A 15,839-nucleotide genomic window follows, 5' to 3' on the forward strand; every position below is an offset into this window, starting at 1 on the left:
TGGGAGAGCCCCATGTCCTCATTTGTTGAAATGATCGAAAACATTACCCCGGACATCTACGAGAGCCTGAAGCTGGCCGTGGAAATCGGCAAGTGGTCCGATGGCCGCAAGCTGACGCAGGAACAACGCGAGCTGTCGTTGCAGGCGCTGATCGCCTGGGAAGTGCGCAACGTGCCCGAAGAGCAGCGTATCGGTTACATGGGCCCGCAGGAATGTGCCTCCAAGTCGGCGCCAGTGCCGAACATCCTGTTCAAGTCGGATGCCATCCATTGATCGAAATTGGTCGCGGTTCCGTCAACAAGATGTCCGCGCGGCTTGATGCCACGCGGGTTGAATACGCTTTTCGTCTGGGTGATGCGCAAATCCCGGTCAACCCTCTGATCGGCAAGACCGTGCGCCTGGAGTACCTGGGCGCGATCCATTGCAGCCATTGTGGCCGTCGCACCAAGACCAGCTTCAGCCAGGGGTATTGCTACCCGTGCATGCAGAAGCTGGCGCAGTGCGACGTGTGCATCATGAGCCCGGAAAAATGCCACCACGAGCACGGCACCTGCCGCGATCCATCGTGGGGCGAGCAGTTTTGCATGACCGACCACGTGGTCTACCTGGCCAACTCGTCGGGCGTTAAAGTCGGAATCACCCGTGCCACGCAATTGCCGACGCGCTGGCTGGATCAGGGCGCGAGTCAGGCGTTGCCGATCGTGCGCGTGGCGACCCGCCAGCAGTCGGGGTTCGTCGAGGACCTGTTCCGCAGCCAGGTGGCCGACCGTACTAACTGGCGTGCGCTGCTTAAAGGCGATGCGCCATCGGTTGACCTGACGGCCATCCGTCAGCAATTGTTCGAGTCCTGTGCCGAAGGGCTGTCTGCACTGCAAGCGCGTTTCGGCTTGCAGGCCATCCAGTTGCTGAACGACGTCGCGCCCATCGAGATCAAGTATCCGGTTGAGGCCTACCCGACCAAGATCGTCAGCTTCAATCTGGACAAGGACCCGATCGCCGAGGGCACGTTGCTGGGCATCAAGGGTCAATACCTGATCTTCGACACCGGCGTGATCAACATCCGCAAATACACGGCCTACCAGCTCGCCGTTCACCAGTAGCCGTGAATGGGCAGCTCTGTATTGGCACACGAATAAGGACAGCATCATGCGCACCGAACAGCCGAAAATGATTTACCTGAAGGACTATCAGGCGCCTGAGTACCTCATCGACGAGACGCATCTGACATTCGAATTGTTCGACGACCACTCTCTGGTCCACGCGCAGCTGGTCATGCGCCGCAACCCGGCGCGTGGATCAGGTTTGCCGCCGCTGGTGCTCGACGGCCAGTTGCTGGAACTGCTGTCGGTCAAGCTGGCCGACGTTGACCTGACGTCCAGCGATTACGAACTGACCCCTGACAGCCTGACCGTCCAGCCCACCTCCGAGACCTTCACCCTGGACACCAGCGTGAAGATCCACCCGGAAACCAACACCGCGCTGGAGGGCCTGTACAAGTCCAGCGGCATGTTCTGCACCCAGTGCGAGGCCGAAGGCTTCCGCAAGATCACCTATTACCTCGACCGCCCGGACGTGATGAGCACGTTCACCACGACGGTCATTGCCAACCAGCAGGATTTCCCGATCCTGCTGTCCAACGGCAACCTGGTCGGCTCCGGTCCAGGGAAAGACGGTCGCCATTGGATCACCTGGCAAGACCCGTTCAAGAAGCCCGCCTATCTGTTTGCACTGGTCGCCGGTGATCTGTGGTGCATCGAAGACACCTTCACCACGATGACAAACCGCAAGGTCACGCTGCGCATTTATGTCGAGCAGGAAAACATCGACAAATGCCAGCACGCCATGGACAGCCTGAAGAAATCCATGCGCTGGGACGAAGAGGTCTACGGTCGCGAATACGATCTGGACATCTTCATGATCGTCGCGGTCAACGACTTCAACATGGGTGCCATGGAGAACAAGGGCCTCAACATCTTCAACTCCAGTGCCGTGCTGGCCCGCGCGGAAACCGCGACCGACGCCGCGCACCAACGTGTTGAAGCCATCGTTGCCCACGAATACTTCCACAACTGGTCCGGCAACCGCGTGACCTGCCGCGACTGGTTCCAGCTGTCGCTCAAGGAAGGCTTCACGGTGTTCCGCGACGCGGGTTTCTCCTCGGACATGAACTCGGCCACGGTCAAGCGCATTCAAGATGTCGCTTACCTGCGCACGCACCAGTTCGCCGAAGACGCAGGTCCGATGGCCCACGCCGTGCGGCCGGACAGCTTCATCGAGATTTCCAACTTCTACACCCTGACCGTGTACGAAAAGGGCTCGGAAGTGGTCGGCATGATCCACACGCTGCTCGGCGCCGAAGGTTTTCGCAAAGGCAGCGACCTGTATTTCGAACGCCATGACGGCCAGGCGGTGACCTGCGACGACTTCGTCAAGGCCATGGAAGACGCCAACGGTGTGGACCTGACCCAGTTCAAGCGCTGGTATTCGCAGGCCGGTACGCCACGTCTGGCGGTCACCGAGTCTTATGACCCGTCGGCCAACACCTACAGCCTGACCTTCCGCCAAAGCGCGCCGACCACACCCGGCCAGCCAGGCGACGAGAAGAAGCCGTTCGTGATTCCTGTGTCATTGGGCCTGCTCGACAACGCCGGTAAGGAAATTCCGTTGCGCCTGCAAGGCGAAGCCGCGGCATCGGGCAGTTCGCGGGTGATCTCCGTGACCGAAGCCGAACAGACCTTCACCTTCGTCGATGTGGCCGAGCAGCCGCTGCCGTCGCTGCTGCGTGGCTTCTCTGCGCCGGTCAAACTGAGCTTCCCTTACAACCGCGATCAACTGATGTTCCTGATGCAGCACGACACGGACGGCTTCAACCGTTGGGATGCCGGCCAGCAATTGTCGGTTCAGGTCTTGCAGGAACTCATCGCCCAGCACCAGAAGGGCGAGAACCTGGTGATGGACCAACGTCTGGTGACCGCGCTCGGCACCGTGCTCGCTGACGACAGTCTGGATCAGGCGATGGTCGCGGAAATGCTGTCGCTGCCGGGCGAAGCCTACCTGACCGAAATCAGTGAAGTGGCCGACGTCGATGCCATCCACGCCGCTCGCGAATTCGCGCGTCAGCAACTGGCCAGCAGCCTGAGCGACGCGCTGTGGAAGCGTTACCAGACCAACCGCGAACTGTCGAAAAAGACCGCGTACGTGGCCGAGTCCGAGCACTTCGCTCGCCGCGCGCTGCAGAATATTGCGCTGTCTTACCTGATGCTGACCGGTAAACCAGAAGTGCTGGCTGCCGCGATTGAGCAGTTCGACAGTGCCGACAACATGACCGAGCGCCTGACCGCGCTGGCCGTGCTGGTCAACTCGCCGTTCGAAGACGAGAAGGCCAAGGCCTTGGCGGTGTTCGCCGAAAACTTCAAAGAAAACGCGCTGGTCATGGATCAGTGGTTCAGCGTTCAGGCCGGCAGCACCTTGCCCGGTGGTCTGGCCCGCGTGAAAGCCCTGATGGAACACCCTGCGTTCACCCTGAAGAACCCGAACAAGGTCCGTGCACTGATCGGCGCCTTCGCCGGGCAGAACCTGATCAACTTCCACGCGGCGGACGGTTCGGGTTACCGCTTCCTGGCGGACCTGGTCATCGAGCTGAACGGCTTCAACCCCCAAATCGCCTCGCGCCAACTGGCGCCTTTGACCCGCTGGCGCAAATACGACAGCGCCCGTCAGGCGTTGATGAAAGGCGAGCTGGAGCGCATCCGTGCTTCCGGGCAGTTGTCGCCGGACGTCTACGAGGTGGTGAGCAAAAGCCTGGCGTAATTCGCGTCGGTTGTTGCGGCTGATAGAAGGGCTGCCCGTGTGAACGGGCGGCCCTTTTTTGTAGGTGTGCATCGTGGGCGGTAGCGCTTGCGTCGCCGTCACACGCCAGATCCCATTACTTCTTGTAGGAAACATCCCTTTAAAAGCGTTTAGCTTTCACACACTTGCCAGGGATCGGGCTGGCAGAAATGTCCTTCCTTGATGTTCATCCTTTCGCCGCTTGCCGTGGTGGTGCGTTGCCGCCCGGCGCACCCTCGAATAAAAGGAGCGGATGGTCGATGAAAGTACGGAAAACGCTGGCGCTGCTGGGCCTTGTGACGGTTGGGCAACACGCGATCGCGCACGCACACACGACGGATGAACAGCGGTTTCAGCTGGGTGGCGTCGAAATGAGCCTTGGTTTGGGGCTGTTGAACGGGCAGGCGCAGGAGAAGGTGTATGACACCTACGATGGCCAGAAAGTCAGTCAGCTGAATTGGGACCTCAAGCAGGTGCCGACCTTGCATCTGGGCCTGACCTACCATCCGCTGGACTGGCTTTCCCTTGAGGCGAAAGGTTGGACCAAAGTGGCCAAGGGCGATGGCCACATGCAGGACTACGACTGGATGGGGGATGAGGGCGAAAGCTGGACGGACTTTTCGGATCACCCTGACACCCGCGTGCAGAAGGCCTGGCAGGCGGAAGTCGCGGCAACCGCCTGGGCGCTGAAACGGGATGATCTGGCCTTGGGCGTGATGCTGGGTTATCAGCGCAACGAACTGGGGTGGCAGGCCCGTGGCGGTCGCTATGTCTATTCGTCGGAGGCAGGGCATCGCGATGAAGTCGGGGACATCCCCGCGGGTCTGAAGGGCATCACCTATCAGCAGTCCTACGAAACGCCCTATGTCGGTCTGGTTGGCGTCTACCACTACCGTGACTGGACGGTTGAGAGCCGCTTCAAGTACAGCCAGTGGGTGAAGGCGCGCGATCACGATCAGCATCATCTACGTGACCTGACCTTCATCGGCAACCAGGGCAATCGCGGCCGGATGCAAAGCCTGGCGTTGGCGGTGTCCTATGACGTCAATCCGAAACTGTCGTTGAAGGCCGGTATCGATTACCAGGTTTACGCTGAAGCAAAGGGCAGTGTTCTGGTCAAGAATTTAGAGAGTGGTGAACGTGATTACTACGGCGGCGATGCCGGATCTCAATCCAGCAGAACGGTGGTGTCCAATCTGGCGGTGGCTTATCGGTTCTGACGGTTGCGACCGGTTGATGCTTGATGATCGATCATCCACAGAGTGATCGGTAACCGCTCTGCTGTGGGAGTCAGCTTGGTGACTCCCGCAGGTTTTGTGCCAGACCAGTGACACGTGTCAGGGCCCAAATACCGCAACGCGCGCTCCGCTTTTGATCTGCTTCTCATGCCGAGACAGCCTCGAACGCCCACAAAAAAACCACCCGAAGGTGGTTTTCCGAACAACCGCCGCATCAGTCTCCGCGATAAACACACCCGCTGGTGCACGTCTCGTGAATCCGGATCGCCGACAACTCAGGCAACAACGGCTTCAGCTCATTCCAGATCCACTTGACCAACACTTCGCTGGTCGGGTTTTCCAGGCCGGGAATATCGTTCAGGTAGTTATGGTCCAGACGCTCATACAGCGGCTTGAAAATCGTCTTGATCTCGGAAAAGTCACGAATCCAGCCGGTGTGCGGATCAGGTTCGCCCTGCAGATAAATCGCTACACGGAAGGAGTGACCGTGCAGACGGCCGCACTTGTGGCCTTCCGGGACGTGAGGAAGACGGTGAGCCGATTCGAACGTAAATTCCTTGAAGATTTCCACAGTATTGAGAGCCTTGAAAGGTGGCGATCGCCTGAGCGAAAAAATGCAGGTGGCGAGTTTACCAGCAATGCTTTAGCAAGGAACAGGCAGAACCTGACCGCTCGGTTAAACCTGTCCTGTTAAACCCGATGTATCACACCAGGACTTCCAGCCGATCCGCCAGTTCCCCCGTGTCTACCAGCTCAACGAACTCATCCCCCAAGCGTCGGCTGTTTTCCATCGCAGTCCGCCAGTACGCCTGGCGCTCCTTGTCCTTGCCGACGAAACGCTTGAAATCGCTGCGGTCCGGCAGCTTGCCGAACGGCAGGGTCGCCAGGTATTCACGAGACGGTGCCAACAGCACGACGTCCTGCAGCCGGCCCAGATCTCCTCGGCGCCAGGGCAGGGTCTTGTCGAACCAGCCCGGAATGATTTTGTCGGTGAAGTGCGGGTACAGCACGATATCGCTGCCACTGTAAGGCAGGTCCAGATGGTAATCGAGCAGTCCGCCGTCGCGGAACGTGCCAGGGCCGACGCCGGGGATGTCCATCACCCCTTGCATGACCATCGGAATGGAGCCTGAGGCCAGCAAGGCCTGACGCAAGTTGGACTCATCGAGGTGCAGGCTTCGGGAGGGGAAATCCGTCAGCGTCGACAGCGGAGGGGCCAGGCGGGCGTCGTGCATGATCAGGCGTTCAAAATGCCGGGACAGCCGCGCGCGCCCGATCAGGTTGTTGGCGATCACTGAACCGAGGCCGAGCCCCAGGCTGCCGCGATGGTCCATCGCCAGCAGCCCGTGGCTTTTGACGATCATGATGTTCAGGCGGTAATGCGGATTGCTCAGCACGCTGGCATCGCGCCCCTGCAGCAGGTCGTCGAGCATTTTCACGCAACTTTGCGTGACCTGCGCCATGGTCACGCCCTTGGCAAAACTCTGCTCGTTGTACAGCCTGCCCAGCCGTTCCAGGCCTTGCACCGGATCAGGCAGGCACGCACTCGCAAATCGCCAGGAGCCAATCGATGCGCCAATCAGTGAACGTTCACGCGCGAAGCGCGGCAGCCACTCGCCAAACAACGCCAGATCCAGCCCTTGAATGCCCAGCGCTTTCGGCCCACCTGCCGCACCGGGAATGATCCCGACGTCAGCGGGTTTCAGACCCTGCTCGCGAATGCGCACCATGGCCCGTCGACCGGCCTTGATCGTCAGCGCTGGGGATTTGATGTGGACGGCGCTCATGGGCACTCCAAGGGTGGACAGGCGCGAAGTATATCCGCTGTCAGGCAATCGGGAAGTCTGGCAGGTGATGGCATGTAGCCAGAAAATTCAGCTTCAATTAAGTTCGGTTGGTTATCGTGGATTCCGTAAACATGACGACTACCACGGAGATTCACTGATGAACACTTTAACTGCTGTTTTTGCCGCCACCGCCCTTGCTGTTACAGCGGGTTACGCTCAGGCCAAGGATCTGGGCCCTGATGAGGCGCTCAAACTGCGCGATGCAGGTACTATTCAGTCTTTCGAAAAACTCAACGCTGCGGCGCTCGCCAAACACCCGAACGCCACCGTTACCGATACCGAGCTGGAACAGGAATATGGCAAATATGTCTATCAAGTCGAACTGCGCGATGCCAAGGGCGTCGAGTGGGATGTCGAACTTGATGCGGTCAGCGGCCAGGTCCTCAAAGACCATCAGGACACCTGATGAACGCGGGTAAACGTCGCTTTGCCGGTAAACGTCCGGGTCAGTGTTTCGTTTACTGTTTACTCACGGTCGGTGCCGTCATGGCCTGTACGGTCAGTACGGCGCGCGACCTGGATCAGGATGAAGTGCTCAAGTTGCGTCAGCAGGGTGTGATCCTGCCGCTTGAGCAATTCATCGAACAGGCACTGGGGCGATACCCCGGCTCAAAGCTTCTGGAAGCGGAGCTCGAAGAGAAACATGACGTGCTGGTCTACGAAATCGAACTGCTGACCGCTGACCACGTGGTCCGCGAATTGAAGTTCGACGCCCGGGACCGCCGCCTGTTGCAAGACAAGGAAGACGATTGATGCGTTTGCTACTGGTTGAAGACAGCGTTCCCTTGGCGGATGAATTGATCAGCGGCCTGAGCCGTCAGGGGTACGCCGTCGACTGGCTGACCGATGGCCGGGACGCTATCCATCAAGGCGCGAGCGAGCCTTACGACCTGATCGTGCTCGACCTGGGACTGCCCGGCGTTCCAGGCCTTGAGGTCCTGCAGAAATGGCGCGCAGACGGCCTGTCGACGCCGGTGCTGATTCTGACCGCACGGGGTTCCTGGGCCGAGCGGATCGAAGGCCTCAAGGCCGGTGCCGATGATTACCTCACCAAACCGTTCCACCCTGAAGAGCTGCAGTTGCGCATTCAGGCGTTGTTGCGCCGTGCCCGTGGCCTGGCCAATCAACCGACGCTGGAAGCCGCCGGGTTGCATCTGGACGAAGGGCGCCAATGCGTCAGTCGCGACGGCGAAGAGATTCAGCTCACCGCTGCCGAATTTCGATTGTTGCGTTATTTCATGCTGCACCCCGAGCAAATCCTTTCCAAAAGCCATCTGGCTGAACATCTGTACGACGGTGAAAACGAGCGTGATTCGAATGTGATCGAAGTTCACGTCAACCACCTGCGTCGCAAGTTGGGCCGTGCCGTCGTCGAGACCCGACGCGGCCAGGGTTACCGGTTTGGCGGTAGCGGCGGGTGAGGTCGATCCAGCGACGTTTGAGTCTTGGCCTCATCAGCGTGCTGCTGATCGTCGGGCTGGTGCTGGCACAGATCAGCCTCTGGCTGTTCGAGGTCGGCCTGCAGCGCTATCTGGAATCAGGGCTGCGCAATGACAGCGAATTGCTGCTGGTGGCGATTGTCCGGGGACCCAATGGTCTTCAACTGGATGAGCACCGCTTGTCACCCGGTTATCAACGGCCCTACTCCGGTCATTACTTCCGCATCGACTTCGACGACGGGCACTGGCGCTCGCGATCCCTGTGGGACCTTGAGTTGCCACAGCCCGAGCAGGCGGGGCTGCATGCCGACCTTGAGCTGGAAAAGACCCGGCAGTCGTTGCTGTTGCTGCACTCTGAATACCGGAAGTTCGGCCAGAAAATCTCGATCACCGTCGCGCAGGACTACACACCGGTTCAGGCCAGCTTCGTTCTGGTTCAGCGCATTGGCCTGGGGCTTGGGCTAGCGGCGCTGTTGCTGATCCTTGCCTTGCAGCGTGTGACCGTGCGCCGGGCGTTGCGTCCGCTGGACACCGCGCGCGAACAGATTTCCCAACTGCAACAAGGCCAGCGTTCTCAGCTCGACGAGGCCGTCCCGCTTGAGCTGGAGCCACTGGTCGCGCAGATCAACCACCTGCTGGCGCACACTGAGGACAGCCTCAAGCGCTCGCGCAATGCGCTGGGCAACCTCGGGCATGCGCTGAAAACGCCCATGGCCGTTTTGTTGAGCCTCGCCGAAAGCGGAAAGCTGGAGCAGAACCCACACGTGCGGGATACGTTGCGCGATCAGTTGCAGCAGATCCAGCAACGTCTGGAGCGAGAGCTTAATCGCGCGCGGCTCTCCGGCGATGCCTTGCCCGGTATGCGGTTCGATTGCGACATTGAACTGCCGGGCCTGTTTTCCACCCTGCGCATGATCCACGGCGAGCACCTGGAGCTCAACAATCATGTCGCGCCCGGGCTGGTTCTGCCGTGGGACCGGGAGGACATCCTCGAATTGCTGGGTAACGTGATGGACAACGCCTGCAAATGGGCCGACAGCAGCATTTGCCTGTGCATCACGCAGGCGTCGGGTGGCCATTGCCTGTTGATCGACGACGACGGTCCCGGCATTCCGGTGGTTCAGCGCGAAGACGTTCTGGGCCGTGGCAATCGCCTGGACGAGCAGGTCACGGGGCACGGTCTCGGGCTGGGGATCGTCAAGGACATCGTCGAGTCTTGGGGCGGACGCATTCAATTGCTGGACAGCCCTTTGGGCGGGCTTCAGGTGCGCATCGACCTGCCTGAGCGAACGGTACAGCCCATGGCGGACTGATTGCACCTTGACCTCAACTTTTGTTGTGCGGGGCCGTTAACCCTCTGGGAGCCCAACGGCGTAACGCACACAAAAATAAAGGGTCACGGTATCTATGCGCCTGAATCTGAAAGCCAGAGTTCTGTCTCTTGCGGTGCTTCCGGTCTTGCTGTTTGCGCTGATAGTCAGCGTCAGCACAGTGGTCATGCTGCGCGACCAAGCGAAGCGTGAAGTGGAAGAAACCCGCCAACACCTGCTCGCCGAGGCCAAGGCGACGCTGCAAAGCTACGTCGCGGTGGCCATCGGCACCATCAAGCCCTTGTACGACGCGTCGGCACCGGGCGACATGGAAGCCCGCGCGCAAGTCATCAAGATGCTCTCGCAGGTCCAGTACGCCAAAGACGGCTATTTCTTCGGTTACGACTCCCAGGCCGTACGCCTGTTCAAGGGCAGCAGTCCTGACGGCATTGGCAAGAGCTTCAAGGACACCCGCGATGCCAGCGGCAACGCCTACGTCATCGGCTTGGTGGAAGCCGGCAAAGCGGGCACGCATTACCTGGAATACTCATCCCCCTTGCCTGGCTCTACCGAGCAGTTGCCCAAGCTCGGTTACACCGAATACCTGCCCAAATGGGACATCGCCATCGGCTCCTCGGTCAATCTGGACAACATCGACGCCAAGGTCGCCGAGGTACAGAAAGTGGTCGCCGAGCGCATGCAGAACATGCTGGTCAGCATCATTGGCATCGCACTGCTGGTGCTGGTGATCATTACCGTGGTCGGTGTCTGGATGGCGGGAGGCCTCTTGCGACCTCTGCGCCAGATGAAAGCCAACCTGGATGACATTGCCGCAGGGGAGGGCGACCTGACCCGGCGCCTGACGGTGACGTCTCAGGACGAACTCGGTGAATTGGCGGGCTCGTTCAACCGCTTTGTCGACAAGATTCACGGTCTCGTGCGGCAGATCGCCGAGATGACCGGTCAGCTCACGGGCCTCGTGGGTGAAGTCACGCACCAGGCGCAGCGCTCCGAGCAGGCCATGGAGCGTCAGCGCCACGAGACGGATCAGGTTGCGACGGCGATCAACCAGATGTCGGCCGCTGCGCAGGAAGTCGCCAAAAGCGCCCAAGGCGCATCGGTGGCGGCGCAGCAAACTGACGAAGAAGGCCAGGCCGCCAAGCGGGTGGTTGATGGCAGCATTCAACAGATTCACGCCTTGGTGAACGACATTCGTCACAGCGGGACCTCGCTGGACAGCCTGCAGAACGACGTGACGTCGATTGTCGGTGTGCTGGGTGTGATCCGCTCCATCGCCGAACAGACCAACCTGCTGGCGCTCAACGCAGCCATCGAAGCTGCACGCGCCGGCGAGGCGGGGCGCGGGTTTGCCGTGGTGGCCGATGAGGTGCGCGCGCTGGCCAGCCGCACTCAGCAGAGCACTCAAGAAATCCAGGGCATGATCGATCGCCTGCAACAGGGCACACAGGGCGCGGTTGCGGCCATGCGTCGTTCCAGTGAGGCCGGTGATGGCACATCGGCGCGGGCCAACGAAGCCGGTGCGTCGCTGGACACCATTGGTCAGTTGATCGGCACCATCAACTCGATGAACGCGCAGATCGCAAGCGCGGCCGAAGAGCAGACCGCTGTCGCTGAAGAGATCAACCGCAGCGTGCATCAGATTGCGGTGGCGGTGGAGAGCGTGGCTGACGAAACCCGTCACAGTGCCAACACCTCGCGCAACCTGACCGAACTCAATCAGCGTCTCGGTCAACTGGTCGGCCAGTTCCGCATCTGACGCGGGCGCTGATGCTCATCCTGGCGGGTCGCAACGGCCCGTCATGAAACTCGCTTATAGGCTTCCAACCCTTGTCTCGTCAGCGTTACAGGCGGCACTCCTGTGACGATTGGCGGACTAAGCATTAGGCCGTGCGCTCAGCGCGGCTCAATGACATGGAAGGAACATGAACGAAACCTCGCTGCAAAACAAAACCCTGATGTTGCTTCTGGTGTTGGTGACCATCGCCTTCATCTGGATTCTGCTGCCGTTTTACGGCGCAGTGTTCTGGGCGGTGATTCTGGGGATCATCTTTGCGCCGCTCCAGCGCCGCCTGCTGGCGCGCTTCGGCTGGCAACGCAACCTGACATCCCTGTGCACCCTGATGGTGTGTCTGGTGATCGCGATTCTGCCGGTGATCGTCATCAGCATGCTGATGGTTCAAGAGGGGGCGGCGCTTTACAAAAACGTCGAAAGCGGCCAGCTGGATATTCCCAAATACCTGGCGGAGTTCAAGGCGTTGTTGCCGACGTCGATGCAGCATTGGCTGGATCGGCTGGGCATGGGCGACTTCAAGGGACTGCAGGACAAGATTTCCAAGGCGGCGATGCAGGGCAGTCAGTACCTGGCGACCCAGGCATTCAGTTTCGGCCAGGGCACGTTCGATTTTGTGGTGAGCTTCTTCATCATGCTGTACCTGTTGTTCTTCTTCCTGCGCGATGGCCAGGACCTGACCCGCCGAATCCGCATTGCGATTCCGCTGGCTGAGCCGCAGAAGCGCCGTTTGCAACTGAAGTTCACCCGTGTGGTGCGCGCGACAGTGAAGGGCAACATCGTCGTGGCGCTGACGCAAGGTGCGCTGGGGGGGCTGATTTTCTGGGTGCTGGACATTCCCAGTGCGTTGCTGTGGGCGGTGGCGATGGCCTTTCTGTCGCTGTTGCCGGCGGTGGGGGCGGGGATTGTCTGGGCGCCGGTGGCGGCGTATTTCCTGCTCAGCGGGATGATCTGGCAGGGTGTGGTGCTGGGGCTGTTCGGGGTGTTTGTGATTGGGCTGGTGGATAACGTGTTGCGGCCGATTCTGGTGGGTAAGGATACGCGGATGCCGGATTATCTGATTCTGATTTCCACGCTGGGCGGGATGGCCGTCTTCGGGCTGAACGGGTTTGTGATCGGGCCGATGATTGCGGCGTTGTTCATGTCGACATGGGGGTTGTTTACCGGTGCGAAGAAGACGGTGCGGTTGCCGGGTTAGGTTTTGTTCTGGTGGATTGGCGCTGGTTGGGGGGTATTTCTATTTTCCCGGTTGGCGCTGATGTTGGGTTCGGCCTAACGGCCGAGCTGTTCCGCCATCGGCGGGTTACTTGAAAAGACACCGAGTAACCAAGTGTCTGAACTGTCGCGTACAAGAGCAACGCGGGCTGGAGCTAACGCTCTTCGCGTTTTCGCATCAATCGTCCGCACTCCACCCTTATCTGCCCTGCACCGTTAACTGTAGGAGCGCGCTTGCCCGCGATCTGCTGGGAACCGGCAGCAAATCCGGTGCATGCGGTGTATCAGGTAAAACCGAGTCGCCTGATTTTGCTACCGCTTCGCGGTAGATCGCGGGCAAGCGCGCTCCTACAGAACTGCGGAATCCTGCAGTTTCTTTTTTCCGCTCCCGCTTTTGATTTTGCTTTTCAAGCGCGATAGCCCAAACGACACAAAATGCGACGCGAGGGCGGAGCAGTTTGGCCGTCAGGCCAAACCAATTCCGGCGCCACGCAAAAAAACGGATGTTCTCGGTCGGCTCGGCCGCCTTGAGGTGATACGTGCTGAGCACGGATTCAAACCGTGTATCTCTGGCCTCACTCCCGTGGCCCGGAAAGTCACTAAATATGAGCGGCTCGCCACAGCGGTCGCTGAAGGCGAGGATTATGATCGGCCTGCGCACTGGGAAAGTGTCTGTGGAGGTGCTTCATGGGCTTCACGATTTGTTATCGTTTTTTAGGCAATCAACGCGTTCTGGAATGCCAGGAAGATCAGTTGTGTGGCCACGATGCGGTTTATTACGCGCTGCTTCATTCGGGCGCGGAGTTGGGGAATATCGTGGGCACGTGGCAGGGCAGTTACCCGTCAATGGTGGAGGCGGCGGAGCGTTCGGGCGTGAGTAACGTGTTGTGGCACAGGTCTATTTCACACGCCTCGCCCCACGGGCAGAAACGCTGATCCCCCTCGTCGAAAGGGCTCCGGTTGTGAGCCTTTTCCCTGTATCGGCTACAGGCCGTCCGTGGCCATAGTGCTGAATGAGGTCAGAACTTGAAGCGTCCCACCAGGCCTTTGAGTTGACCGGAAATGTCCGTCAGGCGCCCTGAGCCGGACTGTGCCGAGTGCGCGAATTCTTCCACCAACTGAGCATCGGCATGAATCTGCGCGATGTGCCGGTTGATCTCTTCCGCCACTTGATGCTGCTCTTCCGCGGCCGTGGCGATCTGAGTGTTCTGATCGCGGATGGAATCGACGGACGTGCGGATCTTGTCGAAGCTGTCCCGAGCCTGCTGGATGCACTCGACGCTGTTTTGCGAGACCTGCAAGCTTCCCTGCATCTGCAGCGTCACCTCTTGAGTGCGCCGTCCGAGGTTGCCCAGCAGGCTGTCAATTTCGCCTGTCGAGTCGGCAGTGCGTCGGGCCAGTGCTCGCACTTCATCGGCCACCACCGCGAATCCGCGGCCTTGATCACCGGCACGCGCCGCTTCGATGGCGGCGTTGAGCGCCAGCAGGTTGGTCTGTTCGGCGATGGAGCGAATGGTGTCGAGGATGCTGTTGATGTTCTTGCTGTCCTGCTCCAGCAACTGCATGGTTTCCGTCGATTGCTGCAGTTCCTTGCTCAGTTTCATCACGCTGCCCGTGGCTTCGCTGATGTGCTGCTGGCCGTCGGACACGTCGCGATAACCCGAATCGGCGCTGGACGCCGCCTCGCTGCAGGAGCGCGCGACTTCGTTAGCGGTGGCGACCATCTCGTTGAAGGCGGTGCTGACCAGCTCCACCGCCTCACGTTGGCGACCGGCGACTTCGTCCATGTTTCTGGCGACCTGATGGGTGTCGGCAGCCGCTGCTTGCAGATCGGTAGAGGCACTGCTGATCCGTTGCACCAACTGCGAAATCATTCCGAGGAACTGGTTGAACCAGCCCGCCAGCGTGGCGGTTTCGTCCTTGCCCTGCACCTTGAGCTGACGCGTGAGATCGCCTTCGCCTTCGGCAATCTCCTGCAGGCCGTCGGCAACGCCACGAATCGGCCGCACGATCACGCCGGCGAAGCTGGCGCCGACCACGGCGAAAATCACCGCGAGTGCGGCGGCAATGGCGGCGATCAACCAGGTCAGGTTAGAGGCCTTGGCCATCACTTCGTCGCGCTCGATCAGACCGATGAAACGCCAGCCCAACCCTTTGGAGCTGATCACGTTGGCCATGTAGACCTTACCGTCGATCTCGATCTGAGCGGGGCCGTCGCCACGTTGCGCCAGCTCGGCGTAGTTGGCGCCCAGGCCGGCCATCGGTTTGAAGTTATGCTGCGCGTTGCTGGGGTCCACGAGCACGTTGCCGTTGGCCTCGACCAGCATGAGGTAACCGCTGTTGCCCAGCTTGATGTTCTTGACCAGCTCGGTCAGTTGCTTGAGCGAGACGTCCAGACCGACAACACCCACCAGCTTGCCCGCTGCGTCGCTGACGGTGTGCACGGTGCCGATCAACGAGATGTCATCCGGGGCCCAATAGTAGGCGCCTGTGCGAACAGTGGCACCTGGCGAAGCGATCGCTGCCTGATACCACGGACGCTGGCGCGGATCATACTGGGAGAGCTTGGCGTCGTCCGGCCAGCTCGCGTAACCGCCATCCGTCAGGCCAAGAGAGAGATACGCGGTGCTCGGATGGCTTTTGGCGAAGGCCTCGAACATCTCGAGGAATGAACGGTTGTTTTCAGTCAGCGGAATCTGAGCCGCATCGGCCCCTGAGTAGTTCTTCAAATCCTTGCCAGCAACCACGCGGGGGTCTTTCGCCAGGTACTCGACGTTCTGGCTGATACCGTCGAAAAACTGCTTCATCCCGTTATCGATCTGACGAATCTCGCGCCCACTGCTGTCCACGAAGTCGGCCTTGGCCCCCTCCCGCACGTTAAACACGACAAGCACCGCCACCACAATAACCGGGAGACACGCGATGGCCGCAAACGCCCACGTCAGCTTCTGTTTGATGTTCATGAAATATTCCGCTGGTTTTATAAGTGTTGGAAGGCAGAAACAAAAAAGTGCGTGGCTGGATTTTTTAGAACAGACGTCCACGGCTACCTCCAGACTATCGGCCGACGACGTGAGAAGGTGAGGGCGTGGTCACGGCGTACAGACGATTGGCGACGCCCTTGAGCGTCTCTGCCCACGGAGCGTCGCCGG

Annotated in this window: 15 protein-coding genes and 1 pseudogene; 11 read left to right on the forward strand and 5 right to left on the reverse strand. The window is 60.0% G+C overall.

Annotation, left to right across the window (positions count from 1 at the left end):
* Window positions 1-12 precede the first annotated feature (12 nt).
* From AB4N84_RS19255 to AB4N84_RS19270, 4 genes are all read left to right on the forward strand, one after another.
* Window positions 13-273: a YeaC family protein gene (locus tag AB4N84_RS19255; RefSeq protein WP_062380693.1), complete on the forward strand. Its 261-nt coding sequence runs from the start codon at window positions 13-15 to the stop codon at window positions 271-273.
* Complete coding sequence (locus AB4N84_RS19260; protein WP_074755364.1) at window positions 270-1,100, forward strand: DUF2797 domain-containing protein; 831 nt, start codon at window positions 270-272, stop codon at window positions 1,098-1,100. Before AB4N84_RS19255 ends, AB4N84_RS19260 begins: the two co-directional genes overlap by 4 nt.
* A gap of 46 nt (window positions 1,101-1,146) precedes the next feature.
* Window positions 1,147-3,810: an aminopeptidase N gene (gene pepN / locus AB4N84_RS19265; RefSeq protein ID WP_460042675.1), complete on the forward strand. Its 2,664-nt coding sequence runs from the start codon at window positions 1,147-1,149 to the stop codon at window positions 3,808-3,810.
* A gap of 278 nt (window positions 3,811-4,088) precedes the next feature.
* Window positions 4,089-5,048 (forward strand): omptin family outer membrane protease, encoded by a 960-nt coding sequence (locus tag AB4N84_RS19270; protein ID WP_460042676.1) that lies wholly within the window; start codon window positions 4,089-4,091, stop codon window positions 5,046-5,048.
* A gap of 232 nt (window positions 5,049-5,280) precedes the next feature.
* Here the strand turns inward: AB4N84_RS19270 and queD are convergent, their stop codons facing one another.
* Both queD and AB4N84_RS19280 read right to left on the reverse strand, forming a co-directional pair.
* Window positions 5,281-5,637, reverse strand: a complete 357-nt coding sequence (gene queD / locus AB4N84_RS19275; protein WP_074755358.1) for a 6-carboxytetrahydropterin synthase QueD — start codon at window positions 5,635-5,637, stop codon at window positions 5,281-5,283.
* A 133-nt stretch (window positions 5,638-5,770) separates the two neighbouring features.
* Window positions 5,771-6,853, reverse strand: a complete 1,083-nt coding sequence (locus AB4N84_RS19280; RefSeq protein WP_460042677.1) for a patatin-like phospholipase domain-containing protein — start codon at window positions 6,851-6,853, stop codon at window positions 5,771-5,773.
* 157 nt (window positions 6,854-7,010) lie between these two features.
* Between AB4N84_RS19280 and AB4N84_RS19285 the strand changes: the two genes are divergently transcribed.
* The 6 genes from AB4N84_RS19285 (at window position 7,011) to AB4N84_RS19310 (ending at window position 12,670) form a co-directional block, all read left to right on the forward strand.
* On the forward strand, window positions 7,011-7,319 hold the full coding sequence (locus AB4N84_RS19285) for a PepSY domain-containing protein (RefSeq protein ID WP_460047068.1): 309 nt from the start codon (window positions 7,011-7,013) through the stop codon (window positions 7,317-7,319).
* Between the two features lie 80 nt (window positions 7,320-7,399).
* Window positions 7,400-7,666, forward strand: coding sequence for a PepSY domain-containing protein (locus tag AB4N84_RS19290; protein ID WP_074755413.1), 267 nt, complete (start codon window positions 7,400-7,402; stop codon window positions 7,664-7,666).
* Window positions 7,666-8,334 carry a response regulator transcription factor gene (locus tag AB4N84_RS19295; protein WP_074755352.1) on the forward strand — a complete coding sequence of 223 codons (669 nt, stop codon included), beginning with the start codon at window positions 7,666-7,668 and terminating at the stop codon, window positions 8,332-8,334. The genes AB4N84_RS19290 and AB4N84_RS19295 overlap by 1 nt, the downstream gene beginning before the upstream one ends.
* Window positions 8,331-9,665 (forward strand): sensor histidine kinase, encoded by a 1,335-nt coding sequence (locus AB4N84_RS19300; protein WP_460042678.1) that lies wholly within the window; start codon window positions 8,331-8,333, stop codon window positions 9,663-9,665. The genes AB4N84_RS19295 and AB4N84_RS19300 overlap by 4 nt, the downstream gene beginning before the upstream one ends.
* Before the next feature lie 94 nt (window positions 9,666-9,759).
* Window positions 9,760-11,439: a methyl-accepting chemotaxis protein gene (locus AB4N84_RS19305; protein WP_460042679.1), complete on the forward strand. Its 1,680-nt coding sequence runs from the start codon at window positions 9,760-9,762 to the stop codon at window positions 11,437-11,439.
* A gap of 166 nt (window positions 11,440-11,605) precedes the next feature.
* Window positions 11,606-12,670, forward strand: a complete 1,065-nt coding sequence (locus AB4N84_RS19310) for an AI-2E family transporter (RefSeq protein ID WP_074755346.1) — start codon at window positions 11,606-11,608, stop codon at window positions 12,668-12,670.
* 216 nt (window positions 12,671-12,886) lie between these two features.
* Here AB4N84_RS19310 and AB4N84_RS19315 read toward each other — a convergent pair whose 3' ends face one another.
* Window positions 12,887-13,237, reverse strand: a complete 351-nt coding sequence (locus AB4N84_RS19315; RefSeq protein WP_460042680.1) for a hypothetical protein — start codon at window positions 13,235-13,237, stop codon at window positions 12,887-12,889.
* A gap of 137 nt (window positions 13,238-13,374) precedes the next feature.
* Between AB4N84_RS19315 and AB4N84_RS19320 the strand changes: the two genes are divergently transcribed.
* Window positions 13,375-13,623, forward strand: a complete 249-nt coding sequence (locus AB4N84_RS19320; RefSeq protein ID WP_460042681.1) for a hypothetical protein — start codon at window positions 13,375-13,377, stop codon at window positions 13,621-13,623.
* Window positions 13,624-13,706: 83 nt separating this feature from the next.
* Here AB4N84_RS19320 and AB4N84_RS19325 read toward each other — a convergent pair whose 3' ends face one another.
* On the reverse strand, window positions 13,707-14,561 hold the full coding sequence (locus tag AB4N84_RS19325) for a methyl-accepting chemotaxis protein (protein ID WP_460047069.1): 855 nt from the start codon (window positions 14,559-14,561) through the stop codon (window positions 13,707-13,709).
* Window positions 14,562-14,615: 54 nt separating this feature from the next.
* Window positions 14,616-15,650, reverse strand: a pseudogene (locus tag AB4N84_RS19330) (cache domain-containing protein); the annotation flags it as partial.
* Window positions 15,651-15,839 lie beyond the last annotated feature (189 nt).

It is taken from the genome of Pseudomonas sp. S2_H01, from assembly GCF_054668305.1.

Coding starts and splice junctions, on each gene's coding strand:
- AB4N84_RS19255 (WP_062380693.1), top strand. CDS start 13: ATGTCCTCATTTGTTGAAATGATCGAAAACATTACCCCGGACATCTAC.
- pepN (WP_460042675.1), top strand. CDS start 1,147: ATGCGCACCGAACAGCCGAAAATGATTTACCTGAAGGACTATCAGGCG.
- AB4N84_RS19270 (WP_460042676.1), top strand. CDS start 4,089: ATGAAAGTACGGAAAACGCTGGCGCTGCTGGGCCTTGTGACGGTTGGG.
- AB4N84_RS19280 (WP_460042677.1), bottom strand. CDS start 6,853: ATGAGCGCCGTCCACATCAAATCCCCAGCGCTGACGATCAAGGCCGGT.
- AB4N84_RS19285 (WP_460047068.1), top strand. CDS start 7,011: ATGAACACTTTAACTGCTGTTTTTGCCGCCACCGCCCTTGCTGTTACA.
- AB4N84_RS19290 (WP_074755413.1), top strand. CDS start 7,400: ATGGCCTGTACGGTCAGTACGGCGCGCGACCTGGATCAGGATGAAGTG.
- AB4N84_RS19295 (WP_074755352.1), top strand. CDS start 7,666: ATGCGTTTGCTACTGGTTGAAGACAGCGTTCCCTTGGCGGATGAATTG.
- AB4N84_RS19305 (WP_460042679.1), top strand. CDS start 9,760: ATGCGCCTGAATCTGAAAGCCAGAGTTCTGTCTCTTGCGGTGCTTCCG.
- AB4N84_RS19310 (WP_074755346.1), top strand. CDS start 11,606: ATGAACGAAACCTCGCTGCAAAACAAAACCCTGATGTTGCTTCTGGTG.
- AB4N84_RS19320 (WP_460042681.1), top strand. CDS start 13,375: ATGGGCTTCACGATTTGTTATCGTTTTTTAGGCAATCAACGCGTTCTG.
- AB4N84_RS19325 (WP_460047069.1), bottom strand. CDS start 14,561: ATGATTTCGCAGTTGGTGCAACGGATCAGCAGTGCCTCTACCGATCTG.